Source organism: Pseudomonas nicosulfuronedens (genome assembly GCF_005877905.1).
Lineage (GTDB): Bacteria > Pseudomonadota > Gammaproteobacteria > Pseudomonadales > Pseudomonadaceae > Pseudomonas > Pseudomonas nicosulfuronedens.
Map to the genome: position 1 here is coordinate 26,845 of NZ_SWDV01000011.1, position 25,594 is coordinate 52,438.

The following is a 25,594-nucleotide window of genomic DNA, read 5'->3' on the forward strand; positions in this document are numbered from 1 at the left end:
ATCAGCGCCCGGCTCCCTGAGCTGCGCGCACGTCGACGGTCTCGGGGACCATCTTCGCCTCTTTCGGGCCTTCCTGCTTGTCCATCAGGCCGCCCCCCAGGGCGACGACGAGACCGGCGTGGGTGGCCAGGCGCGCGGCGCGTACCTGCTGTTCCACCAGTTGCTGCTGGAACAGTCGGGTCTGCGCGTTGAGCACGTTGAGGTAATCCGTCAGGCCGCCACGGTACGCCTTGGTGGCGATGTCGTAGGTGCGCTGGGCCGAGGCCACGGACTTGGCGGCGAAGCCTTCCTGCAGCTCCATGGAGTGCATGCGGATCAGCTGGTCGGAAATACCCTTGAGAGCATTGACCAGGGTCTGGTTGTACTGCGCCACGGCGGCGTCGTAGCCGGCGGACTCCTGGCTCAGCTGCGAGCGGCGGCGGCCGCCGTCGAAGATCGGCAGGGAGATGGCCGGGCCGACGCCGTAGGTGAACTTCTCGGCGTTGAGGAATTCCAGCACGCCGCCACCGACGGCGCTGTAGCCGATGCTCGCGACCAGGTCGACGTTGGGGTAGAACTCGGCGCGGGCAACGTCCACGCCCTTGGCCTGGGCAGCGACCTTCCAGCGGCTGGCGACCACGTCCGGGCGATGGCCGAGCAGCTCCATCGGCAGCTTGCTGGGCAGGCCCGGGCCTTCGGCGAGCTTCAGGCTCGGGCGCTGGATCGAAGCGCCAGCGCCGGGACCTTTGCCGGCGAGGGCGGCGATCTGGTTGCGGGTCAGCTGGATCTCCTCGTCCACCGCCTCGATCTTGCGCTCGGTTTCCGGCAGCGGGACTTCCGCCTGGCTGACTTCGAAATGCGTGCCGATGCCACCGTCGAGGCGGCGCTGGGCCAGGGCCAGGATGCCTTCCTGCTGCGCCAGCATGGCCTTGCCGATATCCAGCTTGGCGTATTGCAGCGACAACTGGATGTAGGCACGGACGATGTTGCTCTCCAGCTCCAGCTGGGCCATGCGCGCCTCGGCGGCGGTCATCTTGGCGATGTTGACGTAGCGCTCGGTGTTGCTGCGCTCACGGCCCCAGAGGTCCAGCGAGTAGCTGAAGCCCAGGGCGGCGTTGTTGTTGAAGGTGGTGCTGTCGGCCAGGTCGCCCGGGCCGTAGAAGTAGTCGGTCGGCCAGCGGTGGCGGGTCAGCGAGGCATCCACGCCGATCTGCGGCGACTCGGCGGATTCGGCGATGCCGGCCATGGCCATGGCCATGCGCACCCGTGCCTCGGCCTGGGCCAGGGTCGGGCTGCCCTCCAGCGCGGTCTGCACCCAGGCATTCAACTGCGGATCGCCATAGGCGCGCCACCACTGCTCGGCCGGCCAGCCTGCTTCCTGGTTGGCGTGCGCGATGGCGGCGTCGGTGGCCAGCTCGGTGTCGCCCAGGCGCTGTTCCTGCGGGGCGATGCCGTTGGTGCTGATACATCCGGCGATTGTTGAAAAAATGACAAAGGAGCCGACGAACGTCAGTCCTTTCACGAGGTGACGCGACACGGTGGAGGTCCTGGAAGTGGTCTAGCTTTTCAGCGTGGGGCTTTTAAGCGTGGAGAGCCGGCAAAGCCAGTTGCGGCGATTGAATTCTAGGGATGGGAAAGGGAACGGATAAGCCAGCTGATTTGTGATTGTTTATTACCGATAATGAAACAATGTGTGTCGCCATCCATGTGACAATAGGCCGCCCCCGCTCTGCTCCGCGCATTGCCACCCATCAAGGACATGCCGCCGGCGACGACGTATCGCTTCATTGGCGTCGCCATCCGGGACAGACGCCCCACTGACGAGGCCCCAATGGACACACTGCAGACCATGCGTGCGTTCGCCTGTGTCGCGGAAACCGGCAGTTTCACCGCCGCCGCGCAGCAGCTGAACACCACCACCGCCTACGTATCCCGCGCGGTCGCCAATCTGGAGTCCCACCTGCGGACCCGCCTGCTCAACCGCACCACCCGGCGGATCGCCCTCACCGAGGCCGGCCAGCGCTATCTGCTGCGCTGCGAGCAGATCCTCGCCTATGTCGAAGAGGCTGAAGCCGAAGCCAGCGACGCCCACGCCCGCCCCGCCGGCCGCCTGCGCGTGCACTCGATGACCGGCATCGGCCAGCACTACGTGATCCGCGCCATCGCCAACTATCGCCAGCTGCATCCGGACGTGACCTTCGAGCTGACCATGGCCAACCGCGTGCCGGACCTGCTCGACGAAGGCTTCGACGTGGCCATCGTGGTCGCCTCCGAACTGCCCGACTCGGGCCTGGTGTCCCAGCGCATCGGCGAGACCTACAGCATCCTCTGCGCCTCGCCCGACTACCTGGCCCGGCGCGGCACGCCCAAGACCCCGACGGAGCTGATGGAGCATGATTGCCTGCGCCTGATCAGCCCCGTGCTGCCGCTGGACAAGTGGCTGTTCGACGGCCCCAATGGCCAGGAAATGATTACCCTCGGCCCCTCGCCCTTCCAGGTGAACGTCGGCGACGCCATGACCGAGGCCATCGGCTCGGGCATGGGCATCAGCGCCCTGCCCGTCTACTCGGCCATCGATGGCCTGCGCGACGGCTCGCTGGTGCGCGTGCTGCCGCACTACAAGTTGCAGATCCTCAACGTCTACGCGCTGTATCCCTCTCGCCAGTACCTGGACGCGAAGATCAAGACCTGGGTCGCGTACCTGCGAGAAAATCTCCCCGGTGTGCTCCAGGCCGATGGCGCCGGGCTCGCCGATGTGGGACCCTGACTATCCTTTTCGCCGTGTTTCGCGGGCAAGCTCACTGTGTAACTCCCTACCCCGGTGTTCAGTGAGCTTGCCCGCGAACCCATCTTCTTCCCCGCTGCAAACCACCTCACGTTCGATAATCGCCCGGCGCGCACGCAAGCCTTGCGCCGCTCTGGTCCGGCAATGGTAGGGTTAACCCCCCTCCCGCCTCCCAGCCGTCCGAGAGCCATGAAAAAGAACGTCTTCGTCTTCAGCCGCCTTGCCCCGGAACACCTCGACCGCCTGAGCAGCCAGTTCAACGTCACCGTGCTGGATCCCAAACAGGGCGATGTCGACGCGCAGCTGGCCGCTGCCCTGCCGACCACCCACGGCATGATCGGCGTCGGCCGCCCGCTGGGCGAGAAGCAACTGGCCCAGGCCACGCAGCTGGAGGTCATTTCCAGCGTCTCGGTGGGCTATGACAACTACGACCTGAGTTACCTGAACCAGCGCGGCATCCCGCTGACCAACACCCCGGACGTGCTCACCGAAACCACCGCCGACCTCGGCTTCGCCCTGATCATGGCCGCCGCCCGGCGCACCGCCGAGCTGGACGCCTGGACCAAGGCCGGCCAGTGGAAACGCACCGTGGACGCCCAGCACTTCGGCGTCGACGTGCACGGCAAGAAGCTCGGCATCCTCGGCCTGGGCCGCATCGGCGCAGCCATCGCCCGTCGCGGCCACTTCGGCTTCAACATGGACATCCTCTACCACGGCAACAGCCGCAAACCGGAGCTGGAACAGGAGTTCAATGCGCGCTTCTGCGGCTTCGAAGAGCTGCTGGGCGAAGCAGATTTCGTCTGCGTGGTGGTGCCGCTGTCGGACAAGACCCGCAAGCTGATCGGCAAGCGCGAACTGGAGCTGATGAAACCCAGCGGCATCCTGGTGAACATCGCCCGTGGCCAAGTAATCGACGAAGCCGCTCTGGTGGAAGCCCTGCAGGAGAAACGCATCCTCGCCGCCGGCCTGGACGTCTACGAGAAGGAACCGCTGGCCGAGTCGCCGCTGTTCGCCCTGCCCAACGCCGTGACCCTGCCGCACATCGGCTCGGCCACCCACGAAACACGCCGGGCCATGGCCGAGTGCGCGCTGGACAACTTCGAAGCCGCCCTGCGGGGCGAGCGGCCGAAGAACCTGGTCAATCCGCAGGCCTGGAAGGCCTGAGACCTCAGCATTCTTGCTTAGGATGGCGTGGAGCGAAGCGATACCCATCGATCAACGTGTGAACACCGTTGATGGGTATCGCAAGCTCCACCCATCCTACGCCCGCGCCGACTGCAACACCGGCCTGGGCTTGCGGAACACCAGCACATTGCCCGCCATCACCAGCCCCAACCCGGCCAGCGCCGGCAGGCTCCACTGGTAGCCCTCGGCGAAGGCCGAGACGTTCAGCGCCACCACCGGAAACAGCACGGTGCAGTAGGCCGCGCGCTCCGGCCCCATGCGTCCCACCAGCGTCAGGTAGGCGGTGAAACCAATCACCGAACCGGGAATCGCCAGGTACAGCAGCGACCAGACGTACTGCGGGCTGGCGTCGAAGGTCAGCGGCACGCCTTGCACCAGACAGATCATCAGCAGGATCAGCGAGCCATAGAGCATGCCCCAGGCGTTGGTCGACAGCGGCCGCAACCCGGCCTTCTGTTGCAGGCTCGACAGCAGGTTGCCGGCCGAGAAGCACAGCGTGCCGAGCAGCGCCAGGCCCAGTCCGTAGAAGGTCTCCCGCGTCGCCTGGTGCCCCGACAGCTCCGGCCAGAACAGCAGCGCCAGCCCTGCGAGGCCGAACCCGCCGCCGCCCAGTACGTTGGGCGCAATGCGCTGGCCGAAGAAAATCCGCGCATTCAGCGCATTCCACAGCGTGGCGGTGGAAAACACCACGGCGACCAGCCCGCTGGGAATCCACTGGCTCGCGGTGTAGAAACACAGGAAGTTCACGCAGAACAGGCACAGGCCCTGGGCAAAGCAGATCACCTGTCCACGTCGCCCCAGTGGCTGCAGCTTTCTGGACACCAACAGCAGGGCGAACAGCACCAGCGCCGCCAGGCTGAAGCGGTAGGCAATGGACAAGGGAATGGCGACCACGCCGACCTGCAGCTTGATGGCGATCCAGGTCGTGCCCCAGATGAGCACGGTCAGCAGGTAGAGCGAGAGATTCATGGCAGTCTCCGGAGTACTGGGAGACAGTCTCCCGCCCAGGCCCGGCACCGGCTTGCAGATTCTTGCGCTTATTGCGACAACCGGGCTGGCAAGGCGCGCCCGCGCGGGTAGAGTGAAGGCAACAGAGGAATACCCATGTCAGCCATTTCGCAGCTCGAAGTCTTCCAGTCGATGAACGCCTCGCCCAACGCTCGCCTGGAGCGTTGCGCGGAGCTGGGCGACGGGCTGTCCGCGGCGATCTGGAGCAACAGCCACGATGCCCGCGACTACCACGCGCCCAGCCATCACACGCTGTCCTGCTACCTGAACGACGGCACCGGCACCTTCCGCCGTGGCGCCCCCGGCACCACTGGCGCGCCGGACAAACTCTGCGTAATGCCGGCCGGCGCCGAGTCGGCCTGGATAGTCAACGGCGACATCCGCTTGGCGCACCTCTACATCGGCCAGGAACAGTTCTCCCTTGGCTGCATCCGCCTGCTCGACCGCGAGCCGCGCGAATTGCAGTTGCACGAACGCACCTTCCTCGACGACCCGCAGCAGGCCGCGCGCTTCCGCCAACTGGTGAAGCTCGACTGGCAAGAACCGGGCGAACGCATCCGCACCAGCACCCTGGCCCATGACCTGATCGATCACCTGTTGCTGAACCAGGTCGGCCTGCGGGAAGGACTGAGGCTCAAGGGTGGATTGGCACCGACCATGCGCAAGCGGGTAGCGGATTACATCGAGCAACGACTGGACCAGCCGCTGTCGCTGGGCGAGCTGGCGATGCAGACGGCCCTGTCGGAATACCACTTCGCGCGGATGTTCCGCGAAAGCTTCGGCATGCCGCCGCACCAGTACGTGCTGGCCCGCCGCGTGGCCTTGGCGCAGCGCCTGTTGCGCGATACCCGCCAGCCGCTGAGCCAGGTTGCCCTGGCCTGCGGGTTCTCCAGCGCCAGCCACTTCGCCAACCGTTTCAGATCGGTGGTGGGTGGGACACCGGGGGAGTACCGGCAGGCGTTCGAGGAATAGAAGGTCGGCAGGCACCCGCGAGTGGACAGAGTTCGCCCCTGCGCAAACGGCTGACCTGCTCGCGAATATTCTCCACTGCCAAGCCAGGTTCGCGAGCAGGCTCGCTCCTACAGAAACCTGAAGGCCTCAGCCGAGTACAGCCAGCACTCCGCCTATCACCGGCATCGCCGCCGCCGTCGGCAATGCCCAGCGTGGCCGCCAGGCCAACAGCAGGACCAGCGTTGCACCCGCGATCATCAGCAGGCACGCCCAGTAGACGATTCCCAGCTCAACGCCGATGACGTGGATCGCGTAGGCCAACGCCAGCGCACCGTCCACCCACGCGGCGATCCGCAGCAGGCGCACGCGTGACTGCGACGGCGCGCTGCCGAACAGATCACGATGATGGCGGGACAGCGACAGGCAGGCCGCCGCCAGCGCCAGCAGGTTGAGACCGAAGACCAGCAGCATCAGGCGTACTCCTCATTGCGGGCACGACGCGCACGAACGGGCTCGGCGCGCTCCCGCCCCAGTCGCCAGCCGAGGAAGGCGCAAAGACCGCCGATCAGCAGCAGGCCGAGATCGATGCCGACCATCATCCAGTCGCCATTGGCGAGATGCGTCGTCACCCGGCCCGGCTCAGGGCCGAACAGGCTCAGGACTGGCAGCAGAACAGCGAGCGCCGCCAGGGCGACGAACTGCTCGCGGGCCATGACGCGGCTGCCACGGCGCAGCAGCGCGTGGGCCAGCGCCAGCAGCCAGATCACCACGAACGCGGTGGCTTCCCAGCGGGTGCGCTGGAGCAGGTCGGCCGGTAGCAGCCGCGACGCGGCCAGCAGGCCGAGCGAGGCAATCGGCAGCCCGCCGCAGACCGCGCCATTGAGCGTGCGAACCAGCGCCAGGCCTCGGTGCCCTTTCGTCTCGCGCTTGCTGACCCAAACCTGCAAGCCACCGAAGACCATCACGCAACCCACCAGGCCGAGGACGAAATACATGACCCGCAGCAGGTCGTTGCCGAACTGCGCCATGTGCAGGCCGGTCAGCCAGGCATAGGTCTTGTAGCCCGGTTTGTAGGGCTTCTGAACGTGCAACAGCGCACCGCTGCCAGAATCGAAGGACACAGTGCGCTGGTCGTTGACCATGCTCTTGTCCACCGCCTTGCGGATCTGAACCATCGCCGCCGCATCGCCCGGATTCTCGATATTGATCCAGCCGACCTGGCTGTCATCGCCCCAGGCTTCACGGGCCTTGAGGATCATGTTGTCGATGGACTTGGTCGCCTTCGCCGGCTTGCCCAGCGCCTCGCGGTCGAAGGCGCCCTGCACATCATGGAAGAAATGCTCCATGTCGTTCTTGTAGGCCACCTTGATGCCGGCGGTCATATAGAAGGTGATGAAGATCGCCAGCCCGGTGTAAGCCATCAGCAGATGGAACGGCAGGCCAAGCACACCCAGCACATTGTGTGCATCGAGCCAGGCACGCTGCCTGGCGGCCTTCGGGCGCAGGGTGAAGAAGTCCTTGAAGATACGGCGGTGGACGATCACACCACTGACCAGCGCCACCAGCATGAACACGCCGGCCACGCCGACTACATAGAGACCGAGCATGCCGCCGTGCAATTCGTAATGCAGTTCGAGGAAGAAGTTGCCGCCAACGGTCTTGGGCAGCACCTCGCCGCTTTGGGCGTCCACCAGGAATGACTGGAACTCGCTGAAGTCCGCCGGCTCCCAACCCGCCGTCCAGTAGGGCATGCGCTCGGTGGGCGGGTGCATCCAGTAGCCGTGGGCCTTGGGCGCGCGTTCGACGATGAGCTCGCGTACCTGGTCAGCGCCGACCTTGACCTGCTCCAGCTTGTGCAGCTGCGGCGTCATCCAGCGGGTGAGTTCCTTGTCGAACACCGCAACGGTGCCGGAGAACAGCACGACGAAGAGAATCCAGCTGACCAGCAGCCCGGCCCAGGTATGCAGGCCGGACATCGATTGACGCAGGCTCATGGGCGCACCGCGTAGGCAGTGGGCAGGAAGGCCGCCAAGCCCAGCACGACGCTCAACGCCAGCGGCGCCCAGACCGCGCGCCACGGGCTTTTCGCGCCAAAGGCATAAAGGATGGCGGCAACCCAGACAATGAAGCAGGCGAGGCTGGCCAGCGAAACACGGTCCGAACGCGACATCGGCAGGTAGACGCTGAAGAAGGCCGTGGCGGTGTAGGCCAGGGCATAGCCACCGACCACGGCGCTGAGAATGCGGGCTGCGATAGTACCGGCCTGGGCTGCGCTCATGCGTCGGCTCTCGGTTGGGTCGGGCGCGGGGAAACGCACATCGAGGTGAATCCTGCGAGGCGGCCCGGGCACAGCCCAAGGCACGCGATTGAAAAGCGGAATTATATGATATTGGTTCTCAATTAAAAGAACTCAGCAGCGCCGTTTGTGAGTATCTGTGTCGAAAATTCGCTGAACGGCATAGGTGGCGGTCACATCCATGGCGCGCAACAGGCTGTTCATCATCCGGTCTGCTTCGGCGGTCAGGCGCGGAGGCGGTTGTTCCTCGAGAATGCGGGAGGCGCCGGGGGTCAGCTCGACCGCAGCCACCACCGAGCCTTTGCCGAACAGGTACTCGTAGATCAGCAGGTAGTCCGTGCCGGGCAGGTCCTTGAAGTCGGCGATACGCCGCAACACGTTGATCGAACCGAGTATCCAGTCCCGGCTTTCGGTGAACTCCAGCACGCCGAGGCTCCAGGTCTGGGTCGTCTCGTCGTAGTGGTTCCACGCTGGCGAGCGCAGGTGCTGGCTCCAGCCCGCCACCCAGGCCGCCGCGGTAGTGCCCTGTCCCAGTTCGCACAGCTCGGCCCAGGTCAGACCGCCTCGTCGGTGGTGATTGCCGTCGAGCCATTGCTCGAGATCCCTGAAACAGGCGGCAGAATCCGCTTCCCTGGAGAGGAAGGCCTCAAGTCGGGGGCGGGTGATGGAAACCTTCAGGTACAGCTGACACGGCTCGGCCATAGGGGTGTCCTTTTTTCTGATCCAACGATTCACTTCGGATCGCGCATCACGCTCCGAGGTGCTGAATCGATAATCCTAGAGGTTTGCCCTATGCGCGGTTCGCCCTACCTTTTCGACCGTGGAGTGGTATTTTTCGGATTGAGCTGTACATCTGTTCAACTTTCCGCAGGCTTTTCAGCCGCTTCAGGACTCATTGCCCAACCTGCGTCACTTCCTGCCAGCGCCAGGAGAGGGAAGCGCACCGAGTTCGCACGAAGAAAAAAGAATACTCGACCGGTTCTGAACGAAATTCCTGTCAGCGCACACACGCTTTCCTCATGGCACGCTCAAGCCCTTCGAAAACTCGCGGAGACAGGCATTGGGCAACGTTGAAGCGCAGGTAGCCCGTGGCGCTCTGGCTCAGGCTGAAGACGTTGCCAGGCGCCAGCACCAGATTGTCCGCCAGTGCAGCGCGCGAGACCTCGGCGGCGTCCAGCCCGCCCGGCAGGCAGGCCCAGACGAACACGCCGCCGCGCGGTTCCAGCCACGGCTGGATATCCAGCGTGCGCAGGCGCAGCAGCGTCTCGCCCATGGCGTCGGCCAGGCGCCCGCGCAAGCTGTCCAGGTGGCGACGGTAGCTACCCTTGCGCAGCAGTTCGTAGAGCATCTCCGCGCTGAACGGACTGTTGCCAAAGCTGGTGGCCAGCTTCAGGTCCACCAGGCGCTCGCACCACTCGGGTTTGGTGGCGATGTAGCCGCAGCGCACCGAAGCCGACAGCGTCTTGGAAAAACTGCCGACCTGAATCACCCGCTCCAGCCCGTCGAAGGCCGACAGGCGCGGCGCGCTCTCATGCTCGAAGTCGCCGAAGATATCGTCCTCGACGATCAGCAGGTCATGGGCCTCGGCCAGCTTCAGCAGACGATGGGCAACCAGTGGCGAGAGCACCGCGCCGGTGGGGTTATGGAAGGCCGAGTTGGTGATGTACAGGCGCGGGCGATGCTGGTCCAGCAAGGTCGCCATGGCGGCGACGTCCGGCCCGGTCGGTGTGTAGGGCACCCCCACCACCTGCACACGGTGCGCGCGCAGCAGGGCCTGGAAGTTGAAGTAGCCGGGATCGTCCACCAGCACGCAGTCTCCCGGCTCCAGCAGGAAGCGGCAGACCAGGTCGATGGCCTGGGTGCCGTTGTCGGTGAGTACCAGCTGTTGCGGTCCGACTGGCACGCCATAGTCCGCCAGTCGGCGCGCGAGCTGTTCGCGCAGGCCGGAATGGCCGTAGGGACGGCCGTATTCCAGCAGACTCGATTGCGGCGCGCGGGCGATCTGCCGCAACGCCCGGCGCAACTCCTCCTCCGGCAGCCAGGACGGCGGCAGCCAGCCACAGCCGGGTTTGAGCGAGGTGTCGGCCGCCTCCAGCGATTGTCTGGAAATCCACAGCGGATCGATGCTGCGGTCCAGCGCCGGGCCAACGTCCGCCAGGGACAGCGGCGGCGCATGGCCGGCGACATAGAAGCCGGAGCCCCGGCGCGCGGCGATCACGCCGTCGGCGGCCAGCCGGTCATAGGCTTCCACGACGGTGGTCTTGGACACTGCCAACTGCTCGGCCAACTGGCGAATCGACGGCAGTCGTTCTCCCGGCACCAGCGCCCGCGCGGCCAGTCGCTCGCGCACGTGGTGCATCACCGAATCGACCCGCGTGCTCTTTGGTCTGCCCATGCCGCCCTCGCCTGCCTCTGGGTAATGTGTACCGATATAATTTACGGACAGTTTGCGAAAATTGTACCTTTCTGTCACTGGCCGCCCGGCGGCTCCGCGCGCATCCTCCAGGCTCGCTCTCCTGCCGGAAGACCCACCATGAACAACACCCACACTCTCGCCACGAACAGCAACCTCGGCGGCTGGCTCAGTGGTTTCCTCGGCGTGCTCATCTTCAGCGGCTCGCTGCCGGCAACGCGGGTAGCGGTGGCCGACTTCGACCCGACCTTCCTCACCCTCGCCCGCGCCAGCATCGCCGGCCTGCTGGCCGCGGCGATCCTCATCCTGTTGCGGCAGAAGCTGCCGGCGCGCAAGGACCTGATTCCCCTGCTGGTGGTCGCCGGCGGCGTGGTGGTGGGCTTCCCGCTGCTCACTGCGCTGGCACTCAAGCATGTCAACTCGGCCCACGCCATCGTCTTCGTCGGCCTGCTGCCACTGGCCACCGCGCTGTTCGGCGTGATCCGCGCCGGCGAACAGCCGCGTCCGGCGTTCTGGATCTGCTCGCTGTTGGGCAGCGCCGTCGTCGCCGGCTTCGCCCTGTCGCAGAGTGGCGCGGGTAACTTCACCGGCGACCTGCTGATGCTGGCCGCCGTCGCGGTCTGCGGCCTGGGCTACGCCGAAGGCGGGCGCATCGCCCGTCACCTGGGCAGTTGGCAGGTTATCTGCTGGGTGCTGGTGCTGTCCCTGCCGTTGATGCTGCCACTGGCCTGGTACACCCAGCCGGCAACCTTCACCGGCGCCAGCTGGCCGGCCTGGATCAGCCTGGGCTACGTGTCGCTGTTCAGCATGCTGATCGGCTTCTTCTTCTGGTACCACGGCCTGGCCACGGGCGGCATCGCAGCGGTTGGCCAACTGCAGCTGCTGCAGCCTTTCTTCGGCCTGGCACTGGCCGGCCTGCTGCTGCACGAGCAGATCAGCCCGCTGATGGCCGGCGCCACTGTCGCCGTGGTGCTATGCGTGGCGGGGGCGAAACGCTTCGCCCGCTGACCGCCGGTTTCCTTCCGCGTCCCGCCCGAGAAAAATCGCGGTATCATCGGGCGTTTGCGTACTCGGCTGGACTGCCGGAAGGACACTCGGATGAAGCCACCCGCCGAATCTCCACTGCCTGCCGTGGAGCGCGACGAACTCGCGCCCCGGCCACGGCTGACTCTGGGCAGCCACGTGCACAGCGGCTTCGACCTGCGCAGCGGGCGCATGCAGAACATCTCCCGGCACCGCGCCGCGCTGGCATTCCTGTATGGCGACATGCCGGTCTCGGGCAGCGTCACGCCGCGCTCGGGCCGCGAGATCCGGGTATTCCGCGACGACCAGATCGTCCGTGTCAGCCGCGAGCTGGAGCTGGAACATGCCTGGCGCCTGGACCTGCGCGAGTTGGGCTTCAAGCCGGCAATGCGCCGCAGCGACGCGCTGGAAGACAGCGCCGGGGAAATGTTCGAACTGCCCGACGACAGCGCCTGGCAGGCGTTCATGCGCGAAGGCCTGCCGCACCTGCGCGAACAGGGTTGGGAAATCGACATCCGCCCCGAATTCGTCTTCGACCTCACGCCGGTAGAGAACTGGTACGCCGAGATCGAGGAGACCGACGACCGCCAATGGTTCGACCTGGAGCTGGGCATCGAGGTGGAAGGCCGGCGCATCAGCCTGCTGCCGGCGCTGATCGAGCTGATCCGTCGCATGCCGGCGCTACTCGACCCAGTCGCCCTCGCCCGCCACGCCGACGATGAACAACTGGTGTTGCGCCTGGATGCCGGGCGCAACCCGATCCACACCTGGCAGACCGCCTCCGACCGCCCGCTGCGCGTCTCGCTGCCGTTCGGCAAGCTCAAGCCGCTGCTGGGCACACTGTCCGAGTTCTATATCGGCGAGCAGCCGCCGGTACGTCGCCTGCGCATGGGTGCGCCGGACGCCGCGCGCCTCACCGAACTGGAAGAGCTGCCGCTGACCTGGCAGGGCGGCGAACAGCTGCGCGAGATCGCCCATCGCCTGCGCGACTACCGCGCCCAGCCGGCGCAGATTCCCGACGGCCTCAACGCCGAATTGCGTGCTTACCAGCACGAAGGCCTGAGCTGGATGCAGACCCTGCGCGAAGTTGGCGCCAGCGGCATCCTCGCGGACGACATGGGCCTGGGCAAGACGTTGCAGTCCCTCGCCCACGTGCTGCTGGAAAAGCAGGCCGGCCGCCTGACCAGCCCGGCCCTGGTGATCATGCCTACCAGCCTGATCCCCAACTGGCTGGACGAGGCCGAGCGCTTCACCCCCGATCTGCGCGTGCTCGCACTGCATGGCGCCGGGCGGCGCAAGGCGTTCGCGAAGATCGCCGAGCACGACCTGATCCTCACCACCTACGCCCTATTGCCCCGCGATGCCGAGAAGCTCGCCCAGCACGAGTATCACCTGCTGATCCTCGACGAGGCGCAGAACATCAAGAACGCCACCACCAAGGCCGCCCAGGCCGCGCGGCACCTGCGCGCGCGCCACCGGCTGTGCCTGACCGGCACGCCGCTGGAGAATCACCTGGGTGAGCTGTGGTCGCTGTTCCACTTCCTGCTGCCGGGCTGGCTCGGCGATGCCCGGCAGTTCGCCGTGGACTACCGTACGCCCATCGAGCGCCACGGTGACCAGGGCCGCCTGGCGCACCTGGCCGCGCGTATCCGGCCCTTCCTGCTGCGTCGTACCAAGGAGCAGGTCGCCTCGGAACTGCCGCCCAAGAGCGAGTTCATCCAGCACATCGAACTCAGCGAGGCGCAGCGCGACCTTTACGAGACCGTGCGCCTGGCACTGGACCGCAAGGTACGCGACGAGATCGCCCGCAGAGGTCTGGCGCGCAGCCGGATCATCATCCTCGAGGCACTGCTGAAACTGAGGCAGGTCTGCTGCGACATCCGCCTGGTGAACAAGGAAGCCCCGCCGCCCACCGGCAAATCCGCGCGTGCGGTGACCTCGGGCAAGCTGGTCTACCTGCTCGACATGCTCGAAGAGCTGCTCGCCGAAGGCCGCCGCGTGCTGGTGTTCTCGCAGTTCACCTCGATGCTCGCGCTGATCGGCGAGGCTCTGGCCGAGCGCAACCTGGAATACGCCCTGCTGACCGGCGACACCCGCGATCGCCGCGCACCGGTGAAGGATTTCCAGGAAGGCCGCGTACCGCTGTTCCTGATCAGCCTGAAGGCCGGTGGTGTAGGCCTGAACCTCACCGCCGCCGACACCGTGATCCATTACGACCCCTGGTGGAACCCGGCGGCCGAGAACCAGGCCAGTGATCGCGCCTACCGCATCGGCCAGGACAAACCGGTGTTCGTCTACAAGCTGATCGCCCGCGGCACGGTGGAAGAAAAGATCCAACTGCTGCAGCGCGACAAGGCCGCCCTGGCCGCCGGCATCCTCGAAGGCACCGGCACCGACTGGCAGCTGGATGACGCGGACATCGACGCGCTGTTCGCGCCGCTGCCCAAGGCGGTCTGAGCCGCCGAGAGCAGTTCGCGAGCAAGCTCGCTCCTACCTGGAGCGACCCGGTTCAGACTGTAGGAGCGAGCTTGCTCGCGAACCAGCCCCAGCTCTCCGACGCCCCAGGCTTGCGCCTTCCTGCAGCAGCCAGCCAGGGCGTCGACGCGGCCCTGCTGCCCTACAGAGAAGAACCTTCTGACAACGCAAAAGGGAAACCCACTACATCGAGCCTCCCCTATTTGTAGGAATCTACTCCTGCGCCGAAGCAACGAGCCCGGCCCCGGCAGAGGCAGACGCCCCGAGTGAACCAGGGCTCTTGCCGGCGCAAGCAAGTCGACCCAGTGACCCCGCTCGTCCCCTTACGAGACGGGGTCATTGTTTTTCCACTGGCGCCTTAGCGCATCCCCCAGCCATGGCTGACCAGCACCGACTGCCCGGTGAGCGCCGCCGAAGGGAAACTGGCCAGAAAAAGCACTGTCTGCGCCACGTCCTCCACGGTGGTGAACTCGCCATCCACCGTCCCGCCGAGCATCACCTGCTTCACCACTGCCTCCTCGCTGATGCCCAGTTCCTTTGCCTGCTCGGGAATCTGCTTCTCCACCAATGGCGTCCGTACGAAACCGGGGCACACCACGTGTGAACGAACACCGTGTGGCCCGCCCTCCTTCGCCAGGGTGCGGGCCAGGCCGAGCAAGCCGTGCTTGGCGGTGACGTAGGCGGATTTGAGCGGCGAGGCTTCATGGGAGTGCACCGAGCCCATGTAGATCACCACGCCTCCGCGCCCGGTCGGGTACAGGTGGCGCAAAGCTGCGCGGGTGGTGAGGAAGGCGCCGTCGAGGTGGATGGCGAGCATCTTCTTCCAGTCGGCGAAGGCATAGTCCTGCAGTGGGTTGACGATCTGGATGCCGGCGTTGGAAACCAGGATGTCGAGCCCGCCGAAAGTGGCGACCACCCGGTCGATACCGCTGTCCACGGCCTGCTCGTCGGTCACGTCCATGGCCACCGCCAGCGCCTTGCCACCGGCGGCTTCGATCTCGGCCACCACGCGCTGGGCGGCGTCTTGCTGCAAGTCGGCGATGGCCACCGCCGCGCCGGCGTGCGCCAGGGTCAGGGCGATCTGTTTGCCGATGCCGCTGGCCGCGCCGGTGACCACTGCGACCTTGCCGTTCAATGCGTTCATCAGAGAGCTCCCAGGGAAGTTGGAACTCTCACTCTAGACGGCTCAGTCGTGGGTCAGCTCGATACTGCCATCGCGTTGCTGCCGATAGATCGTGTAAGGCAGCACCAGCGTATCGGTGGCAGCGGAAAGCAGGCCATCGAACAGTGGCCAGTAGAGCCCCTGGGGCGAGTCGGGAAGCGGTGGCGAAAGCCCGGCGCTGCGCTGATAGCTACCGCCCGGATCACCATGCAAGGCGCAGAAGTTGTAGGCGACACCACTGTAGATGCGGGGGAGCTCGGTGCAGTAGGTCCTGCCCAGTTTCAGATCGCTCACGCTCTCATGCGCTTCGCTGTCCAGCGTCCGAACCGACCCGCACCCGCTGACTCCGGCGGTGACTATCAGCACCGCGAACAGACGCCTCAGCATCGCTCATCTCCTGTGAAGTTTGGATTCCGCTCAGTCCCGGCGCAGCTCGATGCTGCCATCGCGGCTCTGCCGATAAAGGGTGTAGGGCAAGGCCAGAGTATCGACGATGCCGGAAAGCGCCATATCCAGCACAGGCAGGATCGGCGGGCCGAAGGTGTAGTTAGCTGGCGCGGCAGGAGGCGTGTAACCGCTGTTGGCCGGAGGCTCGCCGTAAAGCTGACAGGCATCCCAGACCACGCCGCCATAGACGCGCGGAATGGCACCGCAATAGGAGCCCTTGAGCTTCAGGTCGCTGGCGTCCACCACACTGTCGCTGCGCAGGGTGTGGTAGGACCCACAACCGCTGAGCAACCCGACACCGAGCAGCAGGCAGGAACGGAACATCGTCATATCGAAACTCCCTCTCGATAGCGAAAGCGGCAGCCTACCAGCCCTTGAGCTGGTCCCAGCGCCAGTTGCGGTACTGGTAGATCAGTGTACCCAACAGTCCATAGGCCGCCGCCATGGCGAAGAGGATGAGAATCCTGTCGGCCACGGCGGAAAGCGGCAGATTCATCTGGTTCATCTCCACCACCGCGCGGATCGCCCAGGTCGAGGGGATCGCGTCGGCCAGCAGCTGCACCCACTGCGGCATGGCCTGGGGCGGCCAGGTGAAGCCGGCCATGTAGAACAGCGGCAGGGTGATGAAGGTCATGGTCAGGTACACCGCCTCTTCCGAGGGCAGCAGCTCGGCGATGAACTCGCTCATGGCGATCACCGCCAGCAGGAACGGCAGCACCAGCCCCATCAGCATGAAGAACGAGGCCGTCTGCCGGTAGCCCATCATCCATGGCCAGATCACGTAGAAGAGCATCGCCAGCACCATCCAGATCAGCAACTGCGCAGCGTAGCGACCGAATCGGGTCGATGTTGGCTGGCGCAGCGAGCGCGGGGTGCCGCCGCGCAGGTTGAGGTTCACCCGCGTGCAGGAGAGCAGCAGGCTGTGCTGCAGGATCAGCGTCACCAGCCCCGGCAGGACGATGGCGGCGAAGCTGGTACCGGGGTTGAACAGATCGGTCAGTTGGCCGATCGCCGGTTGCAGCAGCACGTTCGACTGCTCCTCGGAGAAGCCGCCGCGCATCAGCCGCTCACGGTTGTAGCGCAGCGACAGCTCAGTGTAGGTGGCACTGATGTCCTGCTGGATCTGCCCGTTGGCCATGCGGTTGGTGGCGTCTCCGAAGATCGGCACCGTGACCGATTCGCCTCGCAATACCCGCTTCTCGAAGTCCACGGGTATCACCACGATGCCGAACAGCTCGCGCCAGGCGAGATCGTGCTGGGCTTCCGGCAACTGGTCGTAGGCGCGCGTGGCGATCTTCGGCGCGGCGTCCAGCAGACGGATCAGTTCGCGGGAGACTGCGCTGTGGTCCATGTCGATTACCGCCACCGGCAGGTCGTCCATGGTGCGGTGGGCGTACGGCAGGGTGGTCAGTGCCACGGACAGCACCATCAGCAGCCAGAGCGGCTTGCCGAGCATGTTCTTCAGCGACTGGCGGAAGACGTTCCAGAAGTTCTCCATGGCGGCTCCTTACGCCGGGCTCAGGTCGAGGCGCCGGCGCAGGCGCATCTTGGCGATCATGTAGGCGATCAGCGGGTAGAGCAGCAGCTTGCAGCAGGTGTACAGGCCGGATTCGGCCGGCGCCTTGCGCAGGAACTGGTCGAACAGCCCGTGCAGGGTATGGGTCAGCGGCTCGGCCTCGGAGATGATCCGGGCGATCTGCGGCATCGCCAGCTCCGGTAGCAGCACCCCGGAATAAGTCTGCGCCACCCCGATCAGCAGGCCGATCAGCGAGTAGGCGCTGAAGCGGTTGGCGGTGAAGATGAACAACATCAGCCCGACGCTCTGGGCCGCCGCGACATAGCAGACGGTGATTGCCAGCATCCACCAGGGATTGCCGTTGATCCGCGCGCCATTGAGCTCCACCAGCAGGAACAGCTCGACCATCAGCAGCGTGCTGAACAGCAACGTGTAGGGCGCCATCTTGCCCAACAGCCGCGCGCCGAGGGCCTTGGCCCGCAGGATGTGCGGCGAGGACGCCCGCAGCTCAGGCGCTTCGCGCGCCAGTACGTGCACCGTGGCGACGATCACGAACAGTTGCAGCAAGTGCACGATGGCAGCGAACTGCTGGAAGTAGATGTAGTTGCCACTGGCGTTGAACAGGCTTTCGTAGGACACGCTGATGCTGGCCAGCGCGGGCATCGCGCGGTCCATCCCTGCAGCCAGGCGCGGTCGCAGTTCGGCATTGACCGAGCTCATCAGGCCGCTGAAATCCTGGGTCGAGTAGAAGCCGGCCGAGTAGAACAGCGAGTTGTAGTAGAGCTCGGCAACGGGCTGGCGGCCGGACAAGGCGTCCGCCTCGAAGTCGCGGGGTATATAGAGCAGCGCGTAGTCGTCGGCCATCCGCAGCCGACGAAGTCCCTCCTGCAGCCCGCCGCCGAGCACCTCGACCTTGGCATGGGAGCCTGCGTCCAACTCGCGGACGATCCGCCGCGACAGGCTGCTGTGGTCGGCATCGACCACAGCCACCGGCATGTCCAGTAGCGTGCCCGCTTGGTACACGCCGCTGATCACCACGAACAGCAGCAACGGCCAGAGCCAGCCAAGCCAGTGGATGGTCCAGCTGCGCAGGGCGACTCGCGTTTCGCTGCTGAAGGCCTGGGCGAAACGCAGCAGGTTGCGCCTTACTGCTTCCACTGCCACAGCGCACTCATGCCGGGGCGCAGGCCTTGCACCGGTTGGTCCGGATACAGGCGCACCTCGAAGGTCTTCAGATCGAAATCACCCGTGGCGCGGGTGGCGCGCTTGGTGGCGAAGTCACCGAGCGGCGCGATGTAGGCGACCCTGGCCTGCACTTCAGCGCCTTTGAGGGCCGGCACCTGGATGGCCACTTCGTCGCCCTTCTTCACGTCGGCCAGGATGTCTTCGCGCAGGTTGAACACGAAATAGCTGTCGGACAGCCTCACCAGCGTCAGCAGCGGACTGTAGGCGTTGACCAGCTCACCCTGCTCCGCCGGGATCGGCCCGACCTCGCCGTCCACCGGCGCCACCACGTTGAGGTCATCGGTCTGTGCCTGCAGTTCGAGAATCTGCGCATCGGCCCGGCGTACGGCGGCCTCCAGCGCCTGACGGCGCTCTTCGCGGTCACCCTGGGTGCCTTCATCGAGATTGGCCTGGGCCTCGGCGACGCGGTTGCGCGCCACGTCGCGGCCACGGCGGGACAGGTCCAACTGCGCCTGGGAAACGAAGCCGCGCCCGGCCAGTTCTTCGTTGCGCTGGTACTCCAGATCGGCGTTGCGCATCTCGGCCTGGGCCTGGGACAGGCTGGCCTGCAGGGCGCGCAGGGTTTCCTCGCGGGTACCGTGGAGGGATTCGTCGAGATTGGCCTGTACCTGGTTGCGCGCGGCGCGCAGGGAATCCAGTTGGGCCTGCAGCTCCGGGCTGCTGAGGGAGATCAGCACCTGGCCCTGCTTCACGTCGTCGCCGCGCCGCACATGCAGCACCTCGACCCGGCCCTTGGCCTTGGAAGCGACGATGACGTTGGTGGCGTCCGCTTCACCCTGCAGCAGCAGCGGCTGGGTGTGCAGGCGCAGGTAGAGGGTGACGGCAATGATCACCAGGATCAGCAGGGGTGCGAACAGCTTCCATCCCTTCATGGAGTGGTCTTCTCAGGCAGCGGATGCACCGATGGTAGTGCATCCGCTGCCCGAGCGGCGGCTCTGGATCAACGTCGCCGGGCGATCAGCGCTCGTCGTCGCTGATCAGATCGCGTTCGCTGCCGCGCTGCGGTGAACTCGGCGAGGGGAAGCGTGAGGAGGCGTAACGCACCACCAGAATCGCCAGGGCCAGCAGCAACAGCGCCACCGAGACCAGGATGATGCCGTCGTCGGGCACGTGGTTGTGCTGGATGTCGGCAATCATCAGGCGGGTCAGCGCGGTCATCGCCACGTAGATCAGGAAGCGCACCGGCATGTGGTTGGTCTTGAAATAGATACCCACCATGGCGCCCAGTTCGAGGTAGATGAACAGCAGCAGGATGTCATCGATGCTCGCGTGCCCCTTGCCGACCATCTCGCCGAACGCCACCGCCGCCGACCAGAACACCGTGCCGCCGATGGCGAACAGCGCCAGGTAGTGGAAGCCCTCCACCAGCAGATTGCCCAGGGATTCGGCGCAGCCGTGCATCCGCTCGCTCAGGCGCTCGGCCCAGTTCTGTTTCATTCGTCGGTTCTCCGCAATACAAGGCTTTGTTGGCGTGAAGCCTGCAAGTGCTACGCCATTGATCTTGCGCAGTCATGGCACCCCCCTCTTATGGCACAAGGGCGCTGCGCGAATATGACTGCGAACTTTTTCGGCCGGCCCCGAGTCCATTCAGGGGCATGCCACAAAACAGGCAGGAACGAGTGATGGAAAGTCCCTTTCAGAAGCTGACCGACGCCTTCCAGGACGAATACCGCGTCAACTTCAGCCTTGAACGGCCAGACGGCAGCATTGTCCTGACCCTCTCCACCGAGGCAGGTGTCGCCGCGCGCCGTCTGATCCGCAATACCCAGCTGCAGGACCCGGAACAGCTGCAGCGCTTCATCCAGAGCATCCGCTTCGGCATCGCCATCGAGCAAGGCGGCACGGCGCCGCAGATGCTGGCTGCCATGACGCGCGGCGAAAACGGCCTGCCGATCGCCTCCTGAAACCACCCTCCGCAAGAACTCCTTCCTACAGAGCCATCTGACTGACGATTCATTGCGCCAGTCACGTGGCGGCAGTGCGCGCGCCTACAGGGCGCGCGCACTGCTTTGGGCCACTGCCGATACTGGCCAGATACAGGCACACCCCTCTCCGACGTCTACGCTGCTGGCAATGATTCGCACAACGGCAGTAGCATTGCGCAATCACTTTACTGTATAAATAAACAGTTATTTCGAACTCCCCAATCAAAGAGAAGGCACAGAGGTGATGAATGGCCGTCGAAGTGGTGTACCGCAGCAGCCGCGATCCGGAGCGCCTGTTCATGGATAAGGCAGAAGCCGACCGGCACGACAAGATGCTGGAGCTGGCGGAAACGCTGGCGGACGTGCTGCAGAAGGCGGTGCCTTCGCTGAAGGAGGATCAGGTCGAGGAGATCGGCATCTTCATGGCCAGGAACCGCGACGCCTTCGCCCGCGCCTTCAAGAACCAGCCCGACGCGCTGAGCGAGATATTCAGCGAACCTGCCGCCGAGGAGTAAGCTCGCGCCTCCTCCAGGGGCGCGTCATCCGTGCGCTCCTGCAAGCGGCGAGGGCCTCAGTGCCCCGAGAACTCCCCATAGAGGATCCGCTCCGCCAGCTTGTCGGCCACTCGAGCCGGCGAAAGGTGATCAGCCTGGGCATGGGCATAGACCTCCGTCAGGCGTTCGGCAATGCGCGACAGATGCGCGGTGATGGTCGGCAGGGCTTCACCCTGGTGTTGCAGGGCGACGTAGATCAACCCGCCGGAGTTGATCACGTAATCCGGCGCGTAAAGAATTCCCCTCCCCTCCAGTTCATCGGCGACGTCCGGATGAGCCAGCTGGTTGTTGGCCGCACCCGCCACGGCGGCACAGCGCAGGTGGCCGACCACTTGTGATGACAGCACACCACCCAGCCCGCAGGGCGCAAGAATGTCGCAAGGCGTGGTGAGCAGCGCCTCGTTGGGCACAGGGCGCGCGCTCAGCTGTTCCACCGCCAGCTGCACCTTACCGGCATCGATATCGCTGACCAGCAGTTCAGCGCCCGCCGCCGACAGATGCTCGGCAAGCGCATACCCCACATTGCCCAGCCCCTGAATCGCCACGCGCAAACCATCGAGATCATCACTCCCCAGACGCGCCTGAGCGCTGGCGCGGATGCCGGCGAACACCCCCAGCGCGGTGTGCGGGGAAGGATCGCCACCACTGGTGGTACTGGTGACGTGACGGGTGAACTGGGCGATGCAGTCCATGTCGGCGCTGGAGGTGCCGCTGTCCACCGCCGTGATGTAGGCGCCACCCAGGGAATCGATCGCGCGACCGAAAGCTTCGAAGAGCTCGCCGCGGTTATTGACGTGCGGGGCTCGCAGGATCACCGCCTTGCCGCCGCCCTGGCGCAGCCCGGCCAGCGCCGCCTTGTAGCTCATGCCCTGGGCCAGGCGCGCCGCGTCGCGCAGCGCGGCATCATGGCTGGGGTACGGCAGGTAGCGACAGCCACCCAGCGCCGGCCCGAGCCGGGAATTGTGGATGGCGATGATGGCCTTGAGTCCTGTGGCCGGGTCCTGGAAGAGATGCAGCGACTCGAGCCGGGTGGCTTCCATCATGTCGAACATGGCGGCGCTCCCTTGCTGGGGGTGGACGGCAGTCCGTAAGCGAATCCTTCTAAGTATAGGCAGCGCCTGTCACCTGACCGTCACGGGCGACGACCGTGCCACTGGACGAGTGCCCGGCGCTCCGGTTACAACCGCAGGGTCAGCCGGAGAACGCCATGGACCCGCGTCAAGCCTGCCTTGCCTGTCTTGCCCAGGACCCGCCCGCCCTGTTCGAGGCGGCCCTGTGGATCGCCGCCGAGCACGAACCGCACCTGCCGCCGGAACAGGCGCTACGGTTGTTCGACTCGCTCGCGCACCAGGTTGCGGTCGCCCTGCCCCAGGGCACAAGCGCTGCGGAGCGCGCGCAGTTCCTGCTGCGCCGGCTGAGCGAGCTGGGCTTCGCCGAGGACGACGAGTACCCGCTGCACCCGCGCGCCGCCCTGCTCCCCCAGGTACTGCAGCGCCGCCACGGCCAGCCTCTGTCACTGGCGCTGATCGCCCTGGAGATGGCACGGCGCAACGGCATCACCCTGGTCGGGGTGAACTTCCCCGGACGCTTCCTGCTGCGCGTGCCCGGCGCCGACCACCTGCTCGACCCCGCCACCGGCCGCCGCCTCTATACCCGCGACTGCCGTGACCTGCTGGCGCGCCAGATGGGCGCCAACGCTGAGCTGTCCGCCGAGCACCTGCGCACCGCCAGCGCCGCCGACATGCTGCAACGTCTATCGCGCAATCTGCGCCAGTTGCACCTGGCCGCCGGAGAACCGCTGGCGGCGCTGAAGGATGCCCAGCGCGTGCTGGAGCTGGGGCCGCCCAGTGCCAGCGATCACCTGGCCCGCGCCGACCTTTATCACACGCTGGATTGCCCGCAGGCCGAACGCTACGACCTGGAGCGGGCGATGCTGCTCAGCGACGACGCCGCCGAGCAGGTGCGCCTGGCCCAGCGACTGGCGGAAATCCACGTGCCGCCCAAGGCGTTGCACTGACGCTTCAGACTTTCAGCAAGCCTCAGACCTTCAACAGACCGAGCTCCTTGGCCCGCGCGACCGCCTGGGTGCGGCGCTCCACGCCGAGCTTGCCGTTGATCCGGCGTGCGTGGGTTTTCACCGTGTGCAGGGAGATGTAAAGCCGCTCGCCGATTTCCAGGTTGGAACAACCCCGGGCGATCAGCTCCAGCACCGAGAGCTCGCGCAGGCTCAGCAGGTTATGCGGCGCCATCTCGCCGGCATGTGGGCGCAGGCCGAACAGGCCGGGCTGGCGGCGCTGGGTGTCGCGCAAGGTTGAGAGCAGCCCGAAGCGCTGGGCCAGGGCGACGCCCTCGTCCAGCGCGCTGCGCGCTTCGTCCAGGCTGCCGGCGATGAAGTGAGCCTCGGCCAGCGCCAGCCAGACGTCGCAGGCCAAGGTATTTCGGCCCTGGCGCAGCAGGTCCGGGAGCATTGCCAGCAAGCGCTGCAGGGCGGCATCCACGTCGCCGTCATAAAGCTCGGCCAGTGCCAGATGGTGCTCGACCCGCAGTATCTGATCCGGTGCTGCCGCGGGCGGACTGAGGTGGTCGGTGCGATAACGCGAGGCTACGCGCTGGAGGACTTCTCGCGCCGGCCCTGGGCGATTCTGGCGCAGGTTCAGCGCACCGCTGGCGAGCAACAGCGGGCCGCGGTAGATCGGCTCGGGCACATGTTGCAGCTGCATCAGACGCTCGACTTCCAGCAGGCGGCTGAACGCACCGTCGGTGTCGCCATCCAGCGCGTCCAGCCAGGCCATGCCGGTGAAGCCGTAGATCGAGCTCGGATCGTGGCTGCGGCGGGTTTCGTTCAACCCGGCGATGAACAGTTCGCGAGCCTCTTCGTCACGCCCCTGGCGCAGACACAGCCAGCCCCGGCGCAGGGCAACACGGCCGGCCATGGCATTGCAGGTGATACGCATCTCGTCGAGGTATTCCTGCACGCGCGCCAGCAGTGCATCGGCACGCTGCAACTCGCCGCGCTGCTCCAGCCACTGGGCGCGGTCCAGTTCCAGCAGCGCCTCGAAAGTGGTGCTGCCTTGCAGGCGAGCGCGCCGCAGCGCCTCGCGGTTGATCAGCCGTGCCTCGGCCAGGCGTCCCTCGGCCTGGGCCTGCTGGGTCAACGCGGACAGGCAGATCAGGGTCTGTGCCCAGGCGTCCTCGGGCAGGTACGCCAGCGCCTCACGCAGCTGCTCGCGAGAGCCGGCCAGGCCACGAGCATGGGTGAGCATGCCGTTCAACCCCTGCCACTGGGCAATCAGTGCTCGCTGGCGGTGCTCACCGGGCATCGGCAGGAAACGATCAAAGCCGGTCAGCAGTGCTTCCACGTCGTCCAGGCGACCGACGAACAGCAGCGTCCAGGCGTTGAGGATGAGAAGACGTGGCGTACTGCAAAGCAGTTCCTCGGGAAGCGATTCCCGAAGTTGCAGCACACGCTCGACATTGCGCCCGTGCAGCAGTTGCTCCTCGGTCAGGCGCTGCAGCAGGCTGGCGGAAACATCCGGCTGCTCGGCGTATAGCGAGTGCTCGAACGCCGAGTGAATTTCCCCGCACTGGGTGAACCACTGGCAGGCGCGCCGGTGCAGGGTCGCCGCCGGCCAGCGCGACAGGTTCGCCAGCGCCGTCGCGACCATCGGCGCCACCTGGAACCAGTGCTGGGTGTTGTCCACCGCTTCGATCAGCACGCCCCATGCCTGCAGGCCGTCCAGGCCAAGGCCGGGTTCGTCGAACAGGTAATCACAGAGTTCGCGATTGAAGCGGGCGATCTGCGCCAGACCGCAAAGGGTTTCCGCCAGCTCCGCCGGCAGGCTCGCCAGCACTTCGCGCTGCAGGTAGTCCTGCAGCAGGCCGTTGCCGGTCTCGGCCACCTGGGTGGCACAGGGTGCGATGGGTTCGTTGCCCAGGCTGAGCAGGCGCAAGCGCACGCCGGCGAACCAGCCGTGGGTGGCATCCTGCAGGGCTTGGCGCTGGGCCTGCGGCCATTCCAGGCCGGCAGTCTGCAGGTAGGCATCCAGCTCGATCTGGGTCAGCGCCAGAGTGCTGGCGCCCAGTTCCAGCAACTCGCCTTCGAGCAACAGGCGGGTGAGGTTGCAGGCCGGGCGACGGCGGCTGGCCAACCACCAGCCGATCTGCGGCGAGGCCACGGCGAGCAAGCGATCGAAACAGTCATCGAGGGCGGGATCGGGTGCACGGGGATAGTCGTCGAGCATCAGCCAGACCGGCTCACTGGCGTTTTCCAGCCAGGCCGCCAGCGCCGCTTCGCCGGACCAGGGCACCCCTAGCGCCTCGCCCAGCCGTTCGCAGAACTGTTCGGGCTCCAGGGCGCGACCGCCCAGCCCGAGCCAGACCAGGCGGGTGCCGGCCGGCGCGAGGCGCGCGCACTCGCTCATCAGCACCGTCTTGCCGCAACCGGGCGGCGCCACCAGCAGGCGCAGGCGGCACTCGGTGGCGCTCAGGCTGGCATGCAGCCGTTCGCGGGGCAGGTGCTGGCGGGGCAGGCGAGGCAGCGCCACGCTGTGCAGGGCGATTGTCGACATGGGCTTCTTCCGGCCATTTGCTGGCCAGACTATGCCGCCGGGCGAAGCGGGCAAAGGACCAT

24 protein-coding genes are annotated in these 25,594 nt (G+C 66.0%); 8 read left to right on the forward strand and 16 right to left on the reverse strand.

The genetic code is table 11. The features are described from left to right. Position 1: 1 nt before the first annotated feature. On the reverse strand, positions 2–1,516 hold the full coding sequence (locus FAS41_RS10775; protein ID WP_138522016.1) for an efflux transporter outer membrane subunit: 1,515 nt from the start codon (positions 1,514–1,516) through the stop codon (positions 2–4). Positions 1,517–1,810: 294 nt separating this feature from the next. Here FAS41_RS10775 and FAS41_RS10780 point away from each other — a divergent pair, with 294 nt between their 5' ends. Then, positions 1,811–2,746 (forward strand): LysR family transcriptional regulator, encoded by a 936-nt coding sequence (locus FAS41_RS10780; protein ID WP_017519048.1) that lies wholly within the window; start codon positions 1,811–1,813, stop codon positions 2,744–2,746. A 207-nt stretch (positions 2,747–2,953) separates the two neighbouring features. After that, positions 2,954–3,928, forward strand: coding sequence for a 2-hydroxyacid dehydrogenase (locus FAS41_RS10785; RefSeq protein WP_138522018.1), 975 nt, complete (start codon positions 2,954–2,956; stop codon positions 3,926–3,928). A gap of 96 nt (positions 3,929–4,024) precedes the next feature. Here the strand turns inward: FAS41_RS10785 and FAS41_RS10790 are convergent, their stop codons facing one another. Then, a complete protein-coding gene (locus tag FAS41_RS10790) occupies positions 4,025–4,918 on the reverse strand; it encodes a DMT family transporter (RefSeq protein WP_138522020.1) in 894 nt (297 codons plus the stop codon). Between the two features lie 135 nt (positions 4,919–5,053). Between FAS41_RS10790 and FAS41_RS10795 the strand changes: the two genes are divergently transcribed. Continuing rightward, positions 5,054–5,929, forward strand: a complete 876-nt coding sequence (locus FAS41_RS10795) for an AraC family transcriptional regulator (protein WP_138522022.1) — start codon at positions 5,054–5,056, stop codon at positions 5,927–5,929. A gap of 126 nt (positions 5,930–6,055) precedes the next feature. Here the strand turns inward: FAS41_RS10795 and FAS41_RS10800 are convergent, their stop codons facing one another. The 5 genes from FAS41_RS10800 to FAS41_RS10820 all read right to left on the reverse strand — a co-directional run bounded on the left by FAS41_RS10800 (position 6,056) and on the right by FAS41_RS10820 (position 10,599). Continuing rightward, on the reverse strand, positions 6,056–6,379 hold the full coding sequence (locus FAS41_RS10800) for a DUF3325 domain-containing protein (RefSeq protein ID WP_138522024.1): 324 nt from the start codon (positions 6,377–6,379) through the stop codon (positions 6,056–6,058). Beyond that, positions 6,379–7,902 (reverse strand): PepSY-associated TM helix domain-containing protein, encoded by a 1,524-nt coding sequence (locus tag FAS41_RS10805; protein ID WP_138522026.1) that lies wholly within the window; start codon positions 7,900–7,902, stop codon positions 6,379–6,381. The genes FAS41_RS10800 and FAS41_RS10805 overlap by 1 nt, the downstream gene beginning before the upstream one ends. Then, positions 7,899–8,186, reverse strand: a complete 288-nt coding sequence (locus FAS41_RS10810; RefSeq protein WP_138522028.1) for a DUF3649 domain-containing protein — start codon at positions 8,184–8,186, stop codon at positions 7,899–7,901. The genes FAS41_RS10805 and FAS41_RS10810 overlap by 4 nt, the downstream gene beginning before the upstream one ends. A 132-nt stretch (positions 8,187–8,318) precedes the next feature. Next, positions 8,319–8,906 carry a hypothetical protein gene (locus tag FAS41_RS10815; RefSeq protein WP_138522030.1) on the reverse strand — a complete coding sequence of 196 codons (588 nt, stop codon included), beginning with the start codon at positions 8,904–8,906 and terminating at the stop codon, positions 8,319–8,321. Between the two features lie 295 nt (positions 8,907–9,201). After that, on the reverse strand, positions 9,202–10,599 hold the full coding sequence (locus tag FAS41_RS10820; RefSeq protein ID WP_138522032.1) for an aminotransferase-like domain-containing protein: 1,398 nt from the start codon (positions 10,597–10,599) through the stop codon (positions 9,202–9,204). A 138-nt stretch (positions 10,600–10,737) separates the two neighbouring features. Here FAS41_RS10820 and FAS41_RS10825 point away from each other — a divergent pair, with 138 nt between their 5' ends. Together FAS41_RS10825 and FAS41_RS10830 are read left to right on the forward strand one after the other, a co-directional pair. Beyond that, positions 10,738–11,625: a DMT family transporter gene (locus tag FAS41_RS10825; protein WP_138522034.1), complete on the forward strand. Its 888-nt coding sequence runs from the start codon at positions 10,738–10,740 to the stop codon at positions 11,623–11,625. 90 nt (positions 11,626–11,715) lie between these two features. Then, complete coding sequence (locus FAS41_RS10830) at positions 11,716–14,097, forward strand: DEAD/DEAH box helicase (protein ID WP_480448356.1); 2,382 nt, start codon at positions 11,716–11,718, stop codon at positions 14,095–14,097. A gap of 376 nt (positions 14,098–14,473) precedes the next feature. Here the strand turns inward: FAS41_RS10830 and FAS41_RS10835 are convergent, their stop codons facing one another. The 7 genes from FAS41_RS10835 to FAS41_RS10865 all read right to left on the reverse strand — a co-directional run bounded on the left by FAS41_RS10835 (position 14,474) and on the right by FAS41_RS10865 (position 19,922). Further along, complete coding sequence (locus tag FAS41_RS10835) at positions 14,474–15,259, reverse strand: 3-hydroxybutyrate dehydrogenase (protein WP_138522036.1); 786 nt, start codon at positions 15,257–15,259, stop codon at positions 14,474–14,476. 42 nt (positions 15,260–15,301) lie between these two features. Continuing rightward, positions 15,302–15,664, reverse strand: a complete 363-nt coding sequence (locus FAS41_RS10840; protein WP_138522038.1) for a YceK/YidQ family lipoprotein — start codon at positions 15,662–15,664, stop codon at positions 15,302–15,304. Positions 15,665–15,694: 30 nt separating this feature from the next. Continuing rightward, positions 15,695–16,054, reverse strand: a complete 360-nt coding sequence (locus FAS41_RS10845; RefSeq protein WP_138522040.1) for a YceK/YidQ family lipoprotein — start codon at positions 16,052–16,054, stop codon at positions 15,695–15,697. Between the two features lie 34 nt (positions 16,055–16,088). Further along, complete coding sequence (locus FAS41_RS10850) at positions 16,089–17,222, reverse strand: ABC transporter permease (protein WP_138522042.1); 1,134 nt, start codon at positions 17,220–17,222, stop codon at positions 16,089–16,091. A gap of 9 nt (positions 17,223–17,231) precedes the next feature. Next, complete coding sequence (locus tag FAS41_RS10855) at positions 17,232–18,404, reverse strand: ABC transporter permease (protein ID WP_138522044.1); 1,173 nt, start codon at positions 18,402–18,404, stop codon at positions 17,232–17,234. Further along, complete coding sequence (locus FAS41_RS10860; RefSeq protein WP_138522046.1) at positions 18,386–19,357, reverse strand: HlyD family secretion protein; 972 nt, start codon at positions 19,355–19,357, stop codon at positions 18,386–18,388. The genes FAS41_RS10855 and FAS41_RS10860 overlap by 19 nt, the downstream gene beginning before the upstream one ends. 85 nt (positions 19,358–19,442) lie before the next feature. After that, positions 19,443–19,922 (reverse strand): phosphate-starvation-inducible protein PsiE, encoded by a 480-nt coding sequence (locus tag FAS41_RS10865; RefSeq protein ID WP_045210811.1) that lies wholly within the window; start codon positions 19,920–19,922, stop codon positions 19,443–19,445. Positions 19,923–20,107: 185 nt separating this feature from the next. Between FAS41_RS10865 and FAS41_RS10870 the strand changes: the two genes are divergently transcribed. Together FAS41_RS10870 and FAS41_RS10875 are read left to right on the forward strand one after the other, a co-directional pair. Continuing rightward, complete coding sequence (locus tag FAS41_RS10870) at positions 20,108–20,389, forward strand: DUF3509 domain-containing protein (protein ID WP_138522048.1); 282 nt, start codon at positions 20,108–20,110, stop codon at positions 20,387–20,389. Positions 20,390–20,658: 269 nt separating this feature from the next. Next, the gene (locus FAS41_RS10875; RefSeq protein ID WP_017519065.1) at positions 20,659–20,925 is read left to right on the forward strand and encodes a YebG family protein; all 267 of its coding nucleotides are present in this window, start codon (positions 20,659–20,661) and stop codon (positions 20,923–20,925) included. Between the two features lie 56 nt (positions 20,926–20,981). Here the strand turns inward: FAS41_RS10875 and FAS41_RS10880 are convergent, their stop codons facing one another. After that, a complete protein-coding gene (locus tag FAS41_RS10880; protein WP_138522050.1) occupies positions 20,982–22,016 on the reverse strand; it encodes a Glu/Leu/Phe/Val dehydrogenase family protein in 1,035 nt (344 codons plus the stop codon). 155 nt (positions 22,017–22,171) lie between these two features. Here FAS41_RS10880 and FAS41_RS10885 point away from each other — a divergent pair, with 155 nt between their 5' ends. Then, positions 22,172–22,981 (forward strand): SirB1 family protein, encoded by an 810-nt coding sequence (locus FAS41_RS10885; protein ID WP_138522052.1) that lies wholly within the window; start codon positions 22,172–22,174, stop codon positions 22,979–22,981. 22 nt (positions 22,982–23,003) lie between these two features. Here FAS41_RS10885 and FAS41_RS10890 read toward each other — a convergent pair whose 3' ends face one another. Further along, entirely contained in the window at positions 23,004–25,532 is a 2,529-nt protein-coding gene (locus FAS41_RS10890; RefSeq protein WP_138522054.1) for a LuxR C-terminal-related transcriptional regulator, read from the reverse strand. Between the last annotated feature and the right edge of the window lie 62 nt (positions 25,533–25,594).

Excerpts from the sequence above, each read along its gene's own strand:
- FAS41_RS10780 (WP_017519048.1), top strand. The coding sequence starts at position 1,811 with ATGGACACACTGCAGACCATGCGTGCGTTCGCCTGTGTCGCGGAAACC.
- FAS41_RS10785 (WP_138522018.1), top strand. The coding sequence starts at position 2,954 with ATGAAAAAGAACGTCTTCGTCTTCAGCCGCCTTGCCCCGGAACACCTC.
- FAS41_RS10790 (WP_138522020.1), bottom strand. The coding sequence starts at position 4,918 with ATGAATCTCTCGCTCTACCTGCTGACCGTGCTCATCTGGGGCACGACC.
- FAS41_RS10795 (WP_138522022.1), top strand. The coding sequence starts at position 5,054 with ATGTCAGCCATTTCGCAGCTCGAAGTCTTCCAGTCGATGAACGCCTCG.
- FAS41_RS10800 (WP_138522024.1), bottom strand. The coding sequence starts at position 6,379 with ATGCTGCTGGTCTTCGGTCTCAACCTGCTGGCGCTGGCGGCGGCCTGC.
- FAS41_RS10805 (WP_138522026.1), bottom strand. The coding sequence starts at position 7,902 with ATGAGCCTGCGTCAATCGATGTCCGGCCTGCATACCTGGGCCGGGCTG.
- FAS41_RS10810 (WP_138522028.1), bottom strand. The coding sequence starts at position 8,186 with ATGAGCGCAGCCCAGGCCGGTACTATCGCAGCCCGCATTCTCAGCGCC.
- FAS41_RS10815 (WP_138522030.1), bottom strand. The coding sequence starts at position 8,906 with ATGGCCGAGCCGTGTCAGCTGTACCTGAAGGTTTCCATCACCCGCCCC.
- FAS41_RS10820 (WP_138522032.1), bottom strand. The coding sequence starts at position 10,599 with ATGGGCAGACCAAAGAGCACGCGGGTCGATTCGGTGATGCACCACGTG.
- FAS41_RS10825 (WP_138522034.1), top strand. The coding sequence starts at position 10,738 with ATGAACAACACCCACACTCTCGCCACGAACAGCAACCTCGGCGGCTGG.
- FAS41_RS10830 (WP_480448356.1), top strand. The coding sequence starts at position 11,716 with ATGAAGCCACCCGCCGAATCTCCACTGCCTGCCGTGGAGCGCGACGAA.
- FAS41_RS10835 (WP_138522036.1), bottom strand. The coding sequence starts at position 15,259 with ATGAACGCATTGAACGGCAAGGTCGCAGTGGTCACCGGCGCGGCCAGC.
- FAS41_RS10840 (WP_138522038.1), bottom strand. The coding sequence starts at position 15,664 with ATGCTGAGGCGTCTGTTCGCGGTGCTGATAGTCACCGCCGGAGTCAGC.
- FAS41_RS10845 (WP_138522040.1), bottom strand. The coding sequence starts at position 16,054 with ATGACGATGTTCCGTTCCTGCCTGCTGCTCGGTGTCGGGTTGCTCAGC.
- FAS41_RS10850 (WP_138522042.1), bottom strand. The coding sequence starts at position 17,222 with ATGGAGAACTTCTGGAACGTCTTCCGCCAGTCGCTGAAGAACATGCTC.
- FAS41_RS10860 (WP_138522046.1), bottom strand. The coding sequence starts at position 19,357 with ATGAAGGGATGGAAGCTGTTCGCACCCCTGCTGATCCTGGTGATCATT.
- FAS41_RS10865 (WP_045210811.1), bottom strand. The coding sequence starts at position 19,922 with ATGAAACAGAACTGGGCCGAGCGCCTGAGCGAGCGGATGCACGGCTGC.
- FAS41_RS10870 (WP_138522048.1), top strand. The coding sequence starts at position 20,108 with ATGGAAAGTCCCTTTCAGAAGCTGACCGACGCCTTCCAGGACGAATAC.
- FAS41_RS10875 (WP_017519065.1), top strand. The coding sequence starts at position 20,659 with ATGGCCGTCGAAGTGGTGTACCGCAGCAGCCGCGATCCGGAGCGCCTG.
- FAS41_RS10880 (WP_138522050.1), bottom strand. The coding sequence starts at position 22,016 with ATGTTCGACATGATGGAAGCCACCCGGCTCGAGTCGCTGCATCTCTTC.
- FAS41_RS10885 (WP_138522052.1), top strand. The coding sequence starts at position 22,172 with ATGGACCCGCGTCAAGCCTGCCTTGCCTGTCTTGCCCAGGACCCGCCC.
- FAS41_RS10890 (WP_138522054.1), bottom strand. The coding sequence starts at position 25,532 with ATGTCGACAATCGCCCTGCACAGCGTGGCGCTGCCTCGCCTGCCCCGC.